Genomic DNA, 15,860 nt, shown 5'->3' with positions numbered 1-15,860 from the left:
CTCCGATTACAGTGGGCTGTTGGTTTTTACAACCAGCTTGCCAAAGTTCTTACCTTCAAGAAGGCCGATAAATGCTTCTGGTGCCTTGTCAAAACCTTCCACCAAATGCTCGCGATAGTGAATTTTGCCTTCCGCAAGCCACTGGCTCATATCGGTTGCAAACTCTTCATAGCGGTGAGCGTAATCATCAAAGATGATAAAGCCCTGCATTTTGATTCGTTTGATCAGCAGTTGAGCCATCAGCATTGACATTCTGTCAGGACCTTCTGGGAGAGACGTTGCGTTGTATTGAGAAATGAGGCCACACAGTGGAACTCGTGCTCCAGTGTTCAGAAGTGGTATCACAGCGTCAAACACTTTACCGCCAACGTTTTCGAAGTAGACGTCGATGCCTTTATCACACGCTTTGGCTAACTGATCTGCAAAATCTTCTGCTTTGTGATCGATACATTCATCAAAGCCGAGCTGTTCTTTAGCATAACGACACTTTTCCTCACCACCAGCAACACCAATTACACGGCAACCTTTTAGTTTACCAATCTGTCCGACCATCGAGCCTACCGCGCCCGTTGCGGCTGCAACCACCAAGGTATCGCCAGCTTTAGGTTGGCCGATATCCAGCAAGCCCATGTAAGCGGTGAAGCCTGGCATACCCATTACACCCAGTGCATAGGAAGGGTGTAATGGGTTCATACCCATTTTAATCAAGCCTTCACCATCTGAAATGCCATAATCTTGCCAACCAGTGAAAGCCAATACCCATTCGCCCACTTGGTAATCTGGATGATTCGAAACTTCAACCTGACACACTGTGCCGCCGACCATTACATCGTCGATAGCAACAGGGTCTGCATAGGATTTCGCATCGTTCATGCGGCCACGCATGTATGGATCGAGCGACAGATAGACGCTTCGTAGCAGCAATTCACCTTGAGAAGGCGTCGGTTTCTCCGCTTCTTCTAAACGGAAGTTTTCGGTAACAGGAGCCCCTACAGGGCGTGAAGCAAGGACAATGCGTCGGTTTACGTTGTTAGTCATTGTGTTTCCTATTATTAGACCAGTCGTCTAGTTATAATTTCAAAAAATTCCCGTTGGTATAGCCAAACGGGAATAGGTAACTTAAGCGCTAAGTAGAGACTGAGTGGTCTCTAAGCTACGTTCAAGATGTGATTGATCCTGAACCAGTTTGTTTAGAAGGCTAGCGCCAAGCCATTGTTGGTATAGCTGGGTCGCGACTTGCTGCGCATCCAATACTTTTATCGAACCGTCTTCGATACCGGATTCTATGCACCGAGCAATGGAATCAATGACTTGTCCCGCACCGCTTGCAAGAGTGATTCGCATCGGTTCAGACAAGTCAGAAACCTCGGCACTGAGCTTAACCACTAGGCAACGGTTGGCATTGCAGACGCCATTTTCTACGTCTAACCAGCGAGAGAAGCACCCCATTAAACGTTGGTTGCCAGTACCTTCATCAGCATTAAAAATCGCATTGATGCGAGCTAGGTAGCTTCTGAAATAGTCTTCAATAAGTGCTTCGCCAAATTGCTCTTTGGATTTGAAATAGTGGTAAAAGGAACCTTTTGGCACATCGGCAGTTTTAAGCAATTCAGATAAGCCGACGGCGGTGAAACCTTTGTTCACTACTAATTCGTAACCCACATTGAGAATATGTTGGCGAGTGTCGTTTGTTTTTTCATTCATGGAGCGGACTATAGATTAAATTAGACCAGTCGTCTAGTGGTTGTTGATCCTTATAAAACATGAACGATCGATGGAGTGGGAAATAGCGCTTGCTCCTGTGAGAGGAGCAAGCAGAGTAAGTAAGGTGAAGCCCTAGAGTTTCAGTGGTAACACGTCTCGGTTTTCTGAGTGGACGTCAGTGTTTAACTGTTTAAGGTATTCTTTTGATTGAGTATGTACTGCTTGGCTTCGTCCGTTGTCTTTGGCCTGATAAAGGGCAGTATCGGCCGCTTTAATCAGCTCTGTGGTGGAGGTGTTCAAGTCTGGGAAAGTAGTGACGCCAATTGAGACACCAAGCTGACCCAGAGATAAGCCTTTCATGTCTAAGTGCAAATCTCTGACAGAGTCGACAATCTGATTCGCCAGTTCCATCGATTCGCTGATGGAGCAATTAGGGCTTATCACCGCCAGTTCTTCACCACCAAGACGACAGGCAACATGCTCGTCGCCAATTTCACGTTTCAGCAAGTTTGCCACTTCCTTCAGGACATAATCCCCAGCATCGTGACCAAAGTTGTCGTTAAAGCGCTTAAAGTGGTCAAGGTCGAGCATCAGCAACGACATTGGGTTGCTATCTTGAGAAGCTTTGGCCCACTCTTTCTCGAATACCTCTTCAAAGTAACGACGATTGAAGAGACCTGTTAACGGATCGCGCATCGCTTGTGACCGGAGTTTTTCTTGAAGGCTCAAGTTAGCTAATGCCAATCCGAGATGCTCTGCAATCGTGAAGGCGAGTTGTTTGGTGTCTTCAGATATTTCTTCAGAGTGCTCATCAAAATAGAGGTGGAACATGCCGACTGTATTGCCGTGAGCGGTAAGTGGAACACACAATGTAAGCCCTTCAATGGAAGAGTCGGTCATATGGGTGCAAGAAAGATTATGGTGTCTTTCTTTCGATAGGTGGTATTTACCTTTGCGTAATGCCCAGCACTCATTGGGGGCGTAGAGTTTACTCGCGGGCCATTCTCCTCCCCAGTCGAGTTTAACTTCGAGTTGATTGCGTGAGTCACGCATGATGGAAACACAACCGTTCACTTTGCCTAGCACTCTTGGAATGATGTCGGCGACGACCACTTGTGCCTCTTTGACACTGTTACAAGCGGCGAGCATATTTGCGAGTTGGTGGAGTAGCTCAATCTCCTGAGTACTTTTTTGAATACGGTACTCCTGTTGATCTCTTTCTTCTTTAACAAGCTTGTAGATTTTTCGGTTACTCAACCAGGTTAAAAGAATCAAAATGGCCAGAGAAAATGCCATTAGCGCGTTCTCAATTAATTTGAGGTCGGCGGACATGGCATAAAGCGAAGTCATTGGCATCGCGAGTCTGAGAACATAAGTTGAGTCGTGGCCATGGTCGTCTTCAGGAAGTTCGAGCTTCTTAGCGACATAAAGTAACTCTTGGTTTAAGGACTGGCTAAATCGTTTGGATAAACCAGTTTCACCGGACAGAGCTGAGGTTATCTCGGCTCTGCTACTGTGATCTTCCAGCTGGGATATCTCCCTATTGGAAAGTTGTGAATCTCCCAGCACGGCTCCCGAGCTGTGTATGATGGTAAATCTTTGTTCAAAGCTGGATTGCGAAAGGTTATCGAGGAAGTCGTCTATTTCAGGCTGGCTCATGTCATAGAGGTCGAGCTCTTTTTCTTGAATCTGATGCGAGACATCGTTAAGCAGATTAGACATGTAGTTACTGACGATATCGGTCACCCAATTGTCTAGGGTTTTGTCGTAATAGTAACCACCGACTACCATAGAAAGAGCAAGGGCGAGAACTGGGAAATATTGAAAACGACTTAAACTTAAAGAAGAGCGAACCATAGAATCCTCGTGTTAACTGCTACAAAAACTGATGATTTACGTAAAAAGTCAAACGATATTGCCTAGTGATATTAATATTACGATATGTAAGTTTAGAAGGTCTTAAGTGTTATGCAACTTGGTTATTACTCCATAGTCGAATGACGCTTTCTCATTTAATCATTGGCTTATGTGAAGGAGACAGGATGAAGTGGTTGCGTTTAGGAACAATCATTCTTGCTCTAGTGGCACTAAAACCTTGTGCTGCAAGGCCGGTTGATTTGGTCACGCTTGAATACCCGCCCTACATAGAAATGCAGGGGCAGCAGGTTTCAGGGGTTGCTGTAGAGCTAGTGAGGTATGTGTTCCATCAGCTGGAAACACCAGTCAACATCACAGTATTGCCTTGGGCTAGAGCCCTTACACTGGTAAAGCGTGGTCGTGCGGATGGCATTTTCACCGCCTTTAAAAACCCTGAGCGAGAAAAATTTGCAGATTTTAGTCAAAATGTGCTCTTCGTCCAAAATATTAGTTTGATGGCGCTCAAAGGTAGTGACTACAAACCTGAGGAAATTTTAGCGGGTGATGTATCCAAAATCGCTTTGTGTGTCGTCAATGGTGTGAGTTATGGAAAACGAATGGACGCTAAGATAGAAGAGGGTCGCTTTCGGCTTATTTTCCAGAGAAACAGCACTGTCGAATGCGCTCATCTCGTCCGTACAAAACGCGCTGATATTTGGGTAAACAATGAATTTGGTGCCCGAAGCATTTTGGTCAGAGAAGGGCTAGATAGCGATATTGATATTTTATCGCCTCCTATTGAGGCAACGCCCAGCTATATTGCATTTTCCAAAGACCGCAGCCATGCCGAATTGCTCCAGCGCTTTGATCAAGTATTATTCGATATGAAGCAAGATGGGCGTTACGAAGCACTCATCTATGATTACTTCGAGAATATGAGAGTTAAGTAACAATCAATCGTCTAACTACTTAACTATTAACAATAAAATTAGAAGCGAGGTTGATTGACTTAATTGTTACGAACAAGTTCATTGCAGCAATCAATAGAAATAGTTGAGGAATGCTCATTTCTATAATCGCTAGGCAGACGATACCGAGTACGGCACTGCCTACCATAAACAATGAATTATAGATGTTGAGCGCTGCGATTACCTGAGCACGCTCCGTGACTTTGGCACGTTGTTGCATCAATGCATAGAGCGGAACAATAAACACACCACCGGATGCACCCAGCATCAACAGCGAGATGAACACAGGCCATAACGGCTGATAAGACACAAAGTCTGCAAAAGTTTCAAATTCTGGCAGACTGGTTGGTACAGACACTGCCATTAAGAAGCCAAAGATGGTGATACCTAAACTGCCCAGCGGAACGATACCGATATCAATGCGATGGTTAGATAGTCTGTCGTAGGCTAAGGAACCGACAGCAATACCAATAGAGAAAAGAGCGAGCAAGAATGAAACCGCACTTTCATTGCCATTAAGATAGATTTTAGTGAAATTGGGGAACTGAGTCAGGTAGGCTGCGCCTAAGAACCAGAACCAGCTGATCGCCATCAAGGCTTGGAAAATCGTTTTGTCCGATTTAGCAATGGCAATGGTATTTCGGGTTTGTTTGATCGGCTGCCAGCGGAACTTTAAGTCTGGCGCGCTTGCGGGCGCTTCAGGAATTGAACGACTGGCGAGATAACCAAACACTGCAAACAATACGACGCATCCGGCTGCTACGTATTTGGCGCTTTCGACTGAAGCAATAATTCCAGCACCGAGTGTACCAAGAAGAATTGCGAGAAACGTACCCGTTTCAACCAGAGCGTTGCCAGGCACCAGCTCTTGGGGTTTTAATTGTTGTGGAAGCAATGCGTATTTGACCGGGCCAAAAAACGCCGATTGTGTCCCCATCAAAAACAGTAGAATGAGAAGAATGATGTAGCTCTCAGTAATAAAGCCGATAGCTCCAAGGCACATGATGCCGATTTCAGCCAGCTTTACTTTGCGAATGAACCAAGACTTTTCGTATTTATCGGCTAAAACACCAGCGGACGCGGAAAAAAGGAAGAAGGGAAGAATGAATAGTCCCGCCGCTAGGTTAATAAACAAGTCGCTAGAAATAGGTAGCGCTCCAACTCCAGCAAAAGCAACAAACAACAGTAAAACGTTTTTGAAGATATTGTCGTTGAAAGCACCAAAAAATTGGGTGATGAAATAGGGCAGAAATCGTATCTGCCCTAAAAGAGAGGTTTGGCTGCGTGGCATTTTAGGTACACCTAACTTATTGGAAAACTGAGTTGCTTGTGCGTTTGGGCTTTCTATACTTTTGGTGCTGGATACGTTTCATTTTTCTCAATATTAGGTCAATTCTGATGTCGAGTGCTAAAAGGGATAGCCCTATAAATACATACAGGAAAATATGATTCTCTAGTTCATTGAAATATACACTATGAATCATCTCAATCATTATTGAAGATGCAATTATTAATATAAATGTGGATAAAAAATAAGGTTTTATCTCTTTTATTATCTCTAAATACATACCAACACCATTTGTACATAATAAAGTTGTATATAAAACTGTATCGAAGCGTTTAATGAATTTCTTAAATGATATTATTGTTAATTGTTGTTTTTTTTCAACGATTATTAATGTAAGAAAATTCAGTATATAGATGTAGGAAAAATCTTAATTTAAACCCATCTTGTTAAGTGGTAGAATTTTCATTTTATTTGTGTTGATGGGTGCGGTAGTATGGGGATAATTAATTTTATTAAAAGCATACTCAATATATTTAGTGATAGGTTTTTTTTATGTGAAGAGGAATTAAAAGAAATTAATAATATTCTTTCAGAAGAAGAAATTGACTTTATAAATAGAGTTATTTCAAATGAAGTAGGTGATGATTAGAATACTTATATTGATACCAGACGCTCAAGTATAGGTAAGTAGACACCTAGAGCAACTAACAGTACAAGGCCACCACATCCGAGTAGAATAAATGGCTGCAGCCTATCGTTTAACATCTTCAATTCGAAATCAATTTCTCTCTTGTATAGTGTCGAAATATTTTCCATTATCTTGCTTATAGATCCACTTTTCTCTCCTATGGAAAGCATGGTTTCGACGGTAAGAGGGAATATATCTGCCCGAACAGCGCTGTTTGCTATACTTTCACCTTGCTCTATACTATCGCACATTATTTTTACGCGCTGTTTATAATGTAGGTTTCCTGTTGATTCGATACTTATCATGAAAGTCTCAATGATCGGTATGCCAGCGTTATTTAACATAGCGACACTTCGGGTGAATTGTATCATTTCATGCTTTTGTACTATCTCTCCTATTATTGGAATCTTATGTTTGTTTTTGTCATACCAAATATCCCCCCCCTTGGACTTTATTAGCCTAAGAAACACATATGAATTGAGTATAACCAATACGATGAAATGCCAATCATTAGTAATAATATCTGACACTGATATTAAGATTCTAGTTGGAAGTGGTAACTCGCCTGTTAGCCCATGAACTAATGTGGGAATGACGAATATCATCATTAACGTCACAATAACTATAATCATAAAGGCTGTTTGTTTTGGTTTATTTAATGCTTCCCTGATTTTCCTTACATTACCCTGTTGAAATTCTAAGTGATCACCTAGCATCCTAAAGCCTTCAGACAATAGACCCGTTTTTTCACCAGCCATGAGTAGGACCTGCATAGACTCAGGAAAGGCCCTATTTCCATCAAAATATGAGCTCAACGAGTTTCCAATGTTTACATGGTCGTAGAGCTTACGTAGTTCGTGCTTCAACCTAGGGGATTTACTCACTTTAATAACTGAAGATAATGTGTTGAGTATATCAACCCCAGACTCAAGTAGTGTTTGTACCTGTCTACTGAATACAATTAGCTCATCAATGGTGATGCCATTGTAACGTTGTATTGTGGTTAAAGTGGTATCAACTTCAACAAGATGACGAGTCATTAAATTTTTCTTTGCCAATCGAAGGGTGGCATGCTCTTCTGACCGAGCAGTGACATGGCCAATAATATCTTGCTTATATGTATTGCTTTTAGGATTGGTATCTTTAGCTTTAAATTTGTAATACGGCATTATGTTTTCAATCGTACAAATATAAACAACTCCAACTTGTAATATGTTGGAGTTGTTGTGTTTTTCTAATACTATCTATTTTTGTAAAGCTAAACTTATTTGAACTCCGCTCGAGTGTCAGCCCCACTTCTTTTTAGTTCAATATCCTTATATCTAAGGTTCGCTGAAGTACCCACCGAGAACCTCACATCACCAGCCCCACTAACAGAGCCCCCAAAGCCCCCTTGTGTTGCAATAGTTACTTTACTGATGTCAATTCCAGCTTTTTTTGCAGCTGTTCTAATCGAAGCTTGAGTATAAGGTGTAGTATCTACAACATTGTTAATTTCAGAAACAACTTGTGAAGCAGCAGCTTCTGCCGTTCTTGCATTGGCGTCAGCTGTCATATCTGCAACATATGGTGCGCCAACAGCCGCCAATGTGCCCATAATAGCGACGGAAACTAGTATTTCGTTTAAAGAGAAACCACTCTGTTTATTTAAAATTGAACCTTTTTTCATCACATACTCCATGTATGATTTAGTCTAAGTTAACTGTCAATGGGAGCTATCTTGATTGTTGTTGTTTTTGTTATCAATAAGGAAGATTCTTACACTGAACCCATCTAATTTGTGGTTTGGAATTATTTTTATTGGAAATTCAAACTATTAGATTAAATTATTAATGATTTAACTTTTTGGAATAGGCACATTTTCTTTAAGGCAGGAATAGATCGAAAATTTTATTCGATAGCTATTTTTAGAATATGAGAGTTAAGTAAGCGGGTCTCTTTTCATATAGATAAAGTCATTATCTTCGGAAGTGATTTTGAACCCGAAGCGTTGATAAAGCCCACCCACACGACTTCCCTGCAAATAACACAGTTGGATCGACTTACGTTGGGCATCGGCTAGTTCAATACAGTGTTGCAGGATTTTGCTTCCCATCCCTTGGCCGTGGTAGCAGGCCAGAAGGAAGAAACGACAAAAGTAAAAGTGTTGCCCTTTGTCTTGCAGCAAAAAGCTGCCAGCAGGTTTCCCGTCAACCGTCACTATGGTGGGCTGGTCTTCCTGCCACTCTTCAAGATGAAGACGTTGCTGCATTTCTTCATCCCAACCAAACACGGCTTTTATCGCGTCGTATTCTGCGTTCTTTTTGAGAGAGAATAAAAAGTCGAAATCGCCCGGTGTCGCCGGGCGAAAATCAAAGGCGATCATGCATCAACCAGCTCATAAGTGATCAAGAAAAGCTCGTCGGTATTGGGGTAGATTTCACGAATTAGCTGCTTAAGCTTTGGCAGCTCAATCGCTTCTTGCTCAGCGTGAAACTTGTTGATGTCGTTAAAGTGAAGGGGCTCTACCGCTAGAATCTTCACCTCACACACTTTCTCATCTTTCTCCAACGTGAATACTTCAACCTGAGTACCCGGCACGTAATGAGATTCTGATTCATCGCGAATGGTAATGGTTTTCTTACCAGAAGTGATCAGTGGAGTAAGAAACTCAAAAAAGAGAATTTTGGTAGGTGCGTTCATCATGAATCCTTGTTTTGACGCTTGTGCTTAGGCACATAATTGAGAATGGAAATAGGCACAGGTTTACGCGGTTCAAACCCTTCAACTTCGCGACGCTCAATCAGGTGGCCGAGTCGGCTTTCGATCATGCACAAATTCTTGAAATTATCTTTTGAGACGAAGGAGATGGCCTCGCCTTGTGCATCCGCACGACCTGTTCGACCAATACGGTGCACGTATTCGTCAGCAGGGAAAGGCAGGTCATAGTTAATCACACGAGTTAGCCCTTCAATATCAATACCACGAGCGCCGACTCCAGTGGCGATCATGTATTGGATTTTTCCAGCTTTGAAATCTTCGAGTAATTTAGAACGTACCGCTTGGCTACGACCGCTGTGGAACGCCTCTGCTTCAATACCGCGCTTTTCCAACTGTTGAGCCAATTTCGCAGCACCGTGTTTAGTCTCGATGAAGATCAGCGCCTGATCCCAGTCATTTTCTTTGATCAAGTGGCTTAACAGCGCTGACTTCTTGTCTTTATCGACCGTAATTAGCCATTGTTCGATGTTCTTTTTCGACGCTTGGTTGGCCGCGATGGAAATCTCATAAGGGTCGTGTACTGCCGTTTTCGCCAAATCACGAACTTTGTTCGACAGAGTCGCGGAGAACAGCAAGTGCTGGATATCGGTTGGCAGTCGGTCAAGGATTTTATTGATGTCGTCAATAAAACCCATATCGAGCATGCGGTCGGCTTCATCCAGCACCAGCATTTCAACTTCCTCAAAATGTACGGCGCGTTTGCCATACATATCGATCAGTCGACCGGGTGTCGCGACCAGAATATCAACGCCTTCAATTAGGGCCTGTTTCTGTGCCTGTTCATCCACACCACCGTACATCGCAAGTGAAGTAAGAGCGAGGTGTTGGCTGTAATCTTGAATCTTCTCCTCAACCTGTACAGCCAGCTCACGTGTTGGCGTGAGAATCAAACCACGAATACGTTTCTTACGCTGAGTTTCGCCCTGACTCAATTTTTCGAGCATTGGCAATACAAAGCTGGCGGTTTTGCCTGTACCTGTTTGTGCGGCTGCAATTAAATCTTCGCCACGCAGAACCACGGGAATGGCTTTGGTTTGAATTGTCGTGGGTTTGTCATAACCCAGTTGCTGAATGGCGTCGGTAATTGGTTGGCTTAAGCCGAGCTTAGAGAATGGCATCTGTACACTCTGAATCTAAATAGTGAAGCGGGGTAAACCCTGTGTTTGGCGCAGAGTTTAGCATGAATACACTCATCACGGGATCTCTACCCGCCTTAATTCTTGTCGGATCAGCAGAGATTTAGGGAGTAAGAATTTCTGTCACGATTTCGGTTTTAACAGAGTTGGCGATGAAACAGTGTTGATGAGCGAGGTGATGCATCTTCTCTAACTGGGCGTAATCAGGTTGTTTGCTACCAGAAAACACGATGTTAGGTCTTAGGTTTACTTTCGTTACCGAGGTTCGACCTTTGTCATCTTCTTCCATAATGCCTATGGCTTCATCAACATAAGAGTCGATGACGTAACGACGTTTAGCAGCGATGCCCAGAAAAGTCAGCATGTGGCAGCTTGAAATAGCGGCAATAAATGCCTCTTCAGGGTCGACATTTTCTTCGACCGAATAAGGTAATGGAACCACATGAGGTGATGCTGAAGCGGGGACACAGACACCACCATCGAACTCCCACTGGTGCTCACGGCTGTATTGATTGTCACTAAATTTTTCGTGCTCGGCTCGCTGCCAACGAATAGTTGCCCTGTAGTCTGACATCTTTCCTCCTTGAATATCGCACTGGGCATCTTTACATACTAAGCCGTATATGAATACTGATTTCGGCCACCACTTTTGCTTTGATAAATTTGCTCATCAACGCGGTTGATGAAGGTTTCCACATCTTCACGACTTCTTGTTACTGCGCCGAGGCTTAAGGTGATGGCAATCGTCTTATTTTCAAAGAGTAATGGTGTCGAACGGATTGCATTGGTGATGTTCGACAGTAATGTTTCTACCTGCTCTGCATCTGTGTGTTTCACCATCATAAAGAATTCGTCCCCGCCCAAACGATAAAAACTGTCTGCGTCGCTGAGTAAAGGTGTGATGAGCGAAACAACATGCTGAAGTGCTTTGTCTCCAGCGGAGTGTCCGAAGGTATCATTAATGCCTTTAAACCGGTCGACGTCAAAACCAATCAGCGTGAATATTTCGTCATTAATGACTTTGTATTTGAGTGTTTCATTAAACGCACGCCTATTTTCAACGCCAGTCAAACTGTCGTGATATGCCATGTAGGTGAGCTTTTGTGTTTTCTTTGCGACAATGGCGTTAAGTCGTCGCCTATCTCTTGTTTGTTTAAAGGCAAGAAAGCTGACTAAGAAAGCGGTAAGGTGGCCGAGTGTAAATGTTGCCGCCAGTGTTACCATTTGGTTGTAATCCAGCTGGTCAGTGATGGTGACTCGAATATCCCAGTTGCGATTGGCCACGCTGACGGAATCAACATAAATTTGGCCTTCTGATTCCGACCAGTATTCGCTCTCATATAAGATCGGTGCGTCGCTGGCGTCAAAACCTTGATCGACAATTTGATATTCAAATCGCTTGACTGGTAGTCGAGACGCTAAGGCCTTAAAGTAACTATGTAAATCAATGGCTCCGACAATAACGCCTGACAGCTGTGTTGCATCTGATTTGCTGTAAACCGGAAAATAAACCAGAGCACTGTCTTTATCATTGACGGACTTAAAATCGTTTTGCAGTAAGTGAATTCGGTCAGAGATGAACGCTCTTTGTGTGGTTGTAATGATGTCTAAAGCGTGGGCAAAACGCGCATCTCGGGGCTGATAGCCGATGAGCTTGGCATTACTTGCATTATTGGGGAATACTTCGGTTACGACAAACTCTCCGGGCTTAGCTACCTCTCGCGAGCCGGGATTAGATTCTGTTCTTGGCATCCATTGAAGTGACGTGATGGAGCCAATATCGTCTTTCAGTGCACTTTGCACGAATAATGGGAAGTTTCGTCACTGCTCGGCGTCGGTCGCGTAAAAGAAATGTACGCTTGAGCCAATAATGCGAATGTCTTTTCGGATCAGATTGATAAGTGCTGCATTCTGATCTCGGGCAAAACCTACGCCCAAGTCATAAATGTTGTCTTTCTGTACGTGATAGAGGGAGTAGGTGACAAAATTAACGATCAGCAACACCAGAATCAGCGTTGCGACTGAATAGCCATACAGGTCAAAAGCTTTACGCCATTTTCCTTTGTCCATCGCGATACAGCCTCCCTATTCAGCACTTACTAAGTGGCAATGCATACTGATAACTATAGGTTAGGCTGATGGCTTGCGTTCAAAGCAATGGATTAGTTCAGGGCAATCAATGCTATCCCAAAACTATGATAGTGACTATTTTTCACTAAATCCAAGGACTTGTTAGGCTGTGCGTTAAGACAGCCCCTATACTGTGAAACGTTAGGGATGAATAACAAGGAAACCAAGCCAATGAAACGCGCTTACACTCTGACACTACTCGCGAGTCTCACTATGACAGCCAATACTTACGCAGCGGATTCCGCCGACATGGTGCTAACTAATGCCAGCATCTATGGCTATCAAACTGCGGATTCAATTGCCATTTCGAAAGGTAAAATTCTTTACGTAGGCAAAGCCTCAGACATGCAGAGCTTCACTCGCCCATCGACGGAAACCATAGATTTAGACGGTGGCTTTATCGCGCCTGGTTTTATCGACAATCACAACCATGTCTTCGAGGCTGCATCAGAAGCAGGAGGCCAGTGTGAGCTGAGTATGGATGCGGGATTAGAAGAACAAATCCCTTACCTGAAAGCATGTCGTAAAGACGCACGTCGGGGGGAATGGGTGATGGGCTATGGTTTCTCGATCGAGGCATTACTGGCAGAGGATAACAGACGTACGCCTCTGGAGGTCATTGATTCAGTCTTTCCTGATCAGCCAGTCATCATTATGGAGCAAACTTCTCACTCAATGTGGGTCAATTCTGCAGCACTAGAAAAAGCAGGGATCAACAAGAATTCGCCAGAGCCGCAAGGCGGGAAAATTCTCAAAGACGAATACACAGGCGAGCTCAATGGTATCTTGTTGGATAACGCGGGCGATATCGTGATGGAGATAGCGTGGAACAGCCTTGAAGAGCAATTCGATCAAAGCTACGAAGGCATGATGACAGGTTTGGATGAAGCTCGCTCACACGGTATTACGAGCATCGGTGATGGCCGACTTTACTGGAAGCGTGGGTGGTATGAAGTATGGAAGGAAGCCGAGAAACGGGGTGATCTCACTGCGCGTGTTTCCTTAAGACCTTGGATTTATCCGACGGATTCAATGCAGCCGCAGTTAACGTTTTTGTCTGAGGTATTAGCGACGGACAAATCTCAGCTACTGCTGGTGGATCAGGTCAAAATGTACAGTGACGGCATTTTAGTTAATGGGACAGCGAAGACGCTTGCACCTTATCTGGATACTTACATCCCAGATGAGCCTTACGGCATCAACTACATCCCACCCGAGGCGATGGAAGAGTGGCTCAAAGCATTGGATAAGATTGGCTATGGTGCCCACATCCATGCGATAGGTGATGGTGCGATTCGTGAATCTCTCAATGCGATTGAAGCGATGCGTCAGCAAGGCGGTGCAAAGGATTACACACTGACACACGTTGAGTTGGTGAACTCTAAAGATGTAGAACGTTTTGCTAAACTGAATGTGACTGCGGATTTTCAAGTCGGTTCAGATTACGTTGCTTATCATGATCATCAATGGGCAGAAGCGTTTCTTGGAGCCAAGCGAACCCGTGCTTTGATGAACCTGAAAGCGATCTTCGATACAGGGGCTAACGTCTCCTTAAGCAGTGACTGGAATGTACACGACATCAACCCACTGGTGGGCATTGCCAATAGCCTTATCATGGGGCAAACAGGCCTGCCAAGTGTTGAAGATGCGATAGACGCCTATACTATCAATGCAGCAACAAGCTTAGGTCTTGATGATATTACAGGGTCAATAGAAGTGGGCAAGGCGGCGGATTTTGCCATCTTGTCGCGTGACATTACCCAATTGTCTGCCGAGAAAATCAAAAAGACAGATATCTGGATGACGATTCTTAACGGTCAAATCGTCTACGATATCGACGAATAAGTCACAACGTCGCACGTTAAACGTGCGGCGTTGTCTTTTGAGGGATTAGCGTGTTGAAATCACCGATATTTTTAGCCGAAGTTGCTGTTAAACAAGCATTCATTCTAATGTTAGCGGTGCCCATGTTATTTGAGCTGACGTTTGATGCGATGCAGGAGATGGATAGAAGCAATCAGTCGTCCATTTTAGCGGTGGTCGGTCTGTTGATGGCGGCTGCGATTGTGGGAGTATTTGAAGCTACGTATCAGAAAACCAATATCCATCAGCAATCCCATCGCTTGCTTGCTCATCTTACTAAAGCGTTGCTTTTTATAGGTATTTCAGAGCTGATGATGTTAGCCGTCGCCACGATTGGCACGACAGAAAACGTTTACGACGACCCACTGCTTTGGGCTTTGGTACCAATTTATATCGCGTTATACCTTTATGACTGGTGGGACGCATTAGTCTCCGATTAAGCAAGAAACTCGTGGTATTGCTTCAGTGACTCGATGATCTGATGACCTGTTTTAGAGAGAGTCAATCCCGGTCTCCAACTTAATTCCACCCGTCGGGGGATCTCACTTTGTTCAAACTCAGACGTTAATCTAACCAACGTACCATCCTGAATTTTCTGAGTGATATTAGCGAGCGGGAGAAAGGCAAACCCTTGTCCAGCTTCGAGTAGCTTGATTAACATGGTTAGGTCATTGATTACCGCGTAATCTGGACTGTATCCTTCGCCTTCCTCGTCACCTAACTGTCCCCAAATTAGCTCTTTGTACTCGCTTAATACATCCACCGATATGGGCTGAGCAGAAGCAAGAGCGAGAGAGTGGTGGCATACCAGACCTTCAAGATAGTTGCCCAGCTTTGTGTACTCCACATCAGTCTGGTGGAGCTGATTTGACTCATGCTGGACAACAATATCGGTTTCGCCATTAAGTAAAGCGTCTCGTAAGCCTGCTTGTTCATCGCGATAGATTTCTACATGAAGGTTAGGTAATAGGAATAGCTGTTGAATGGCATTTAACAAAGGGGCCTCAGGCACGTAATGCTCAATACCAATACGAATTGTTGTAGGCTCTCCTGCGCTCAAAGCGGAAGCTTTTTCTGCCAGCTTTTCTAGCTGTGCCAGTGTATGAGTCAGTGATGGAAGCAGTTGTTCACCTTGTTGGCTTAGCGTGCTTTTGTTTCCTGTGCGGTCAAAGAAACTGACGCCAAGATCAATCTCCAGATCGGAGATCCATTGGCTAACTTGAGACTGCTTTTTGCCGAGCTTCCGCGCTGCTGCGGAAATAGAGCCAGCTTCGATAGCTAGAAGTAGCGCTTTTAGGTGAGTCGTGTTCATCCGTGAATTCCGAGAGAGAATAGCAACAGGGCTTATTGTAAAAGATACCAAATTCGTTGTGAATGGTTGATTAGAGCTCTGATTATCACTGTGAATGTCTCTCTTAATGTCTGGTGTGAACGATGAGATATTGCTCCCATACAGATGTTTCCCA

16 protein-coding genes and 1 pseudogene are annotated in these 15,860 nt (G+C 43.9%); 4 read left to right on the top strand and 13 right to left on the bottom strand.

The window, feature by feature from the left end:
* Positions 1-6 precede the first annotated feature (6 nt).
* The 3 genes from IX95_RS16130 to IX95_RS16120 form a co-directional block, all read right to left on the bottom strand.
* Positions 7-1,038 (bottom strand): NADP-dependent oxidoreductase, encoded by a 1,032-nt coding sequence (locus IX95_RS16130; protein WP_038161830.1) that lies wholly within the window; start codon positions 1,036-1,038, stop codon positions 7-9.
* Between the two features lie 81 nt (positions 1,039-1,119).
* Positions 1,120-1,704 (bottom strand): TetR/AcrR family transcriptional regulator, encoded by a 585-nt coding sequence (locus tag IX95_RS16125; RefSeq protein ID WP_038161828.1) that lies wholly within the window; start codon positions 1,702-1,704, stop codon positions 1,120-1,122.
* A 132-nt stretch (positions 1,705-1,836) separates the two neighbouring features.
* Entirely contained in the window at positions 1,837-3,561 is a 1,725-nt protein-coding gene (locus IX95_RS16120) for a sensor domain-containing diguanylate cyclase (protein WP_038161827.1), read from the bottom strand.
* Between the two features lie 185 nt (positions 3,562-3,746).
* On the opposite strand from IX95_RS16120, the gene IX95_RS16115 reads away from it, so the two are divergent.
* A complete protein-coding gene (locus tag IX95_RS16115; protein WP_006961345.1) occupies positions 3,747-4,511 on the top strand; it encodes a substrate-binding periplasmic protein in 765 nt (254 codons plus the stop codon).
* Between the two features lie 61 nt (positions 4,512-4,572).
* On the opposite strand, the pseudogene IX95_RS16110 reads toward IX95_RS16115, so the two are convergent.
* A pseudogene (locus tag IX95_RS16110) lies at positions 4,573-5,820 on the bottom strand (MFS transporter); the annotation flags it as partial.
* A gap of 490 nt (positions 5,821-6,310) precedes the next feature.
* Here IX95_RS16110 and IX95_RS26535 point away from each other — a divergent pair.
* Positions 6,311-6,466: a hypothetical protein gene (locus IX95_RS26535; protein ID WP_160175002.1), complete on the top strand. Its 156-nt coding sequence runs from the start codon at positions 6,311-6,313 to the stop codon at positions 6,464-6,466.
* A 5-nt stretch (positions 6,467-6,471) separates the two neighbouring features.
* Here IX95_RS26535 and IX95_RS16100 read toward each other — a convergent pair whose 3' ends face one another.
* The 8 genes from IX95_RS16100 to IX95_RS16065 all read right to left on the bottom strand — a co-directional run bounded on the left by IX95_RS16100 (position 6,472) and on the right by IX95_RS16065 (position 12,471).
* A complete protein-coding gene (locus IX95_RS16100) occupies positions 6,472-7,674 on the bottom strand; it encodes a type II secretion system F family protein (RefSeq protein ID WP_038161823.1) in 1,203 nt (400 codons plus the stop codon).
* 95 nt (positions 7,675-7,769) lie between these two features.
* Positions 7,770-8,174 carry a type II secretion system protein gene (locus IX95_RS16095; RefSeq protein ID WP_038161820.1) on the bottom strand — a complete coding sequence of 135 codons (405 nt, stop codon included), beginning with the start codon at positions 8,172-8,174 and terminating at the stop codon, positions 7,770-7,772.
* A gap of 252 nt (positions 8,175-8,426) precedes the next feature.
* Positions 8,427-8,870 carry a GNAT family N-acetyltransferase gene (locus tag IX95_RS16090; RefSeq protein ID WP_051912587.1) on the bottom strand — a complete coding sequence of 148 codons (444 nt, stop codon included), beginning with the start codon at positions 8,868-8,870 and terminating at the stop codon, positions 8,427-8,429.
* Complete coding sequence (yqfB, locus tag IX95_RS16085) at positions 8,867-9,190, bottom strand: N(4)-acetylcytidine aminohydrolase (RefSeq protein WP_152562038.1); 324 nt, start codon at positions 9,188-9,190, stop codon at positions 8,867-8,869. Before yqfB ends, IX95_RS16090 begins: the two co-directional genes overlap by 4 nt.
* On the bottom strand, positions 9,187-10,383 hold the full coding sequence (locus IX95_RS16080) for a DEAD/DEAH box helicase (RefSeq protein ID WP_038161814.1): 1,197 nt from the start codon (positions 10,381-10,383) through the stop codon (positions 9,187-9,189). The genes yqfB and IX95_RS16080 overlap by 4 nt, the downstream gene beginning before the upstream one ends.
* 121 nt (positions 10,384-10,504) lie before the next feature.
* Positions 10,505-10,975, bottom strand: a complete 471-nt coding sequence (locus tag IX95_RS16075) for an OsmC family protein (RefSeq protein WP_038161812.1) — start codon at positions 10,973-10,975, stop codon at positions 10,505-10,507.
* 38 nt (positions 10,976-11,013) lie between these two features.
* On the bottom strand, positions 11,014-12,204 hold the full coding sequence (locus IX95_RS16070) for a sensor domain-containing diguanylate cyclase (RefSeq protein WP_038161810.1): 1,191 nt from the start codon (positions 12,202-12,204) through the stop codon (positions 11,014-11,016).
* Between the two features lie 18 nt (positions 12,205-12,222).
* The gene (locus IX95_RS16065) at positions 12,223-12,471 is read right to left on the bottom strand and encodes a hypothetical protein (protein ID WP_038161808.1); all 249 of its coding nucleotides are present in this window, start codon (positions 12,469-12,471) and stop codon (positions 12,223-12,225) included.
* Positions 12,472-12,702: 231 nt separating this feature from the next.
* Here IX95_RS16065 and IX95_RS16060 point away from each other — a divergent pair, with 231 nt between their 5' ends.
* On the top strand, positions 12,703-14,376 hold the full coding sequence (locus IX95_RS16060) for an amidohydrolase (RefSeq protein WP_038161805.1): 1,674 nt from the start codon (positions 12,703-12,705) through the stop codon (positions 14,374-14,376).
* Between the two features lie 50 nt (positions 14,377-14,426).
* The gene (locus tag IX95_RS26885; protein ID WP_021457018.1) at positions 14,427-14,834 is read left to right on the top strand and encodes a hypothetical protein; all 408 of its coding nucleotides are present in this window, start codon (positions 14,427-14,429) and stop codon (positions 14,832-14,834) included.
* Here IX95_RS26885 and IX95_RS16050 read toward each other — a convergent pair.
* The gene (locus tag IX95_RS16050; protein WP_038161802.1) at positions 14,831-15,706 is read right to left on the bottom strand and encodes a LysR family transcriptional regulator; all 876 of its coding nucleotides are present in this window, start codon (positions 15,704-15,706) and stop codon (positions 14,831-14,833) included. The two genes, IX95_RS26885 and IX95_RS16050, sit on opposite strands and share 4 nt — an antisense overlap.
* Between the last annotated feature and the right edge of the window lie 154 nt (positions 15,707-15,860).

It is taken from the genome of Vibrio sp. B183, assembly GCF_000740665.1.
Lineage (GTDB): Bacteria > Pseudomonadota > Gammaproteobacteria > Enterobacterales > Vibrionaceae > Vibrio > Vibrio coralliilyticus.
Note: the sequence above shows the minus strand (reverse complement) of the source record. Positions and strands in the feature narration are given on the sequence as shown.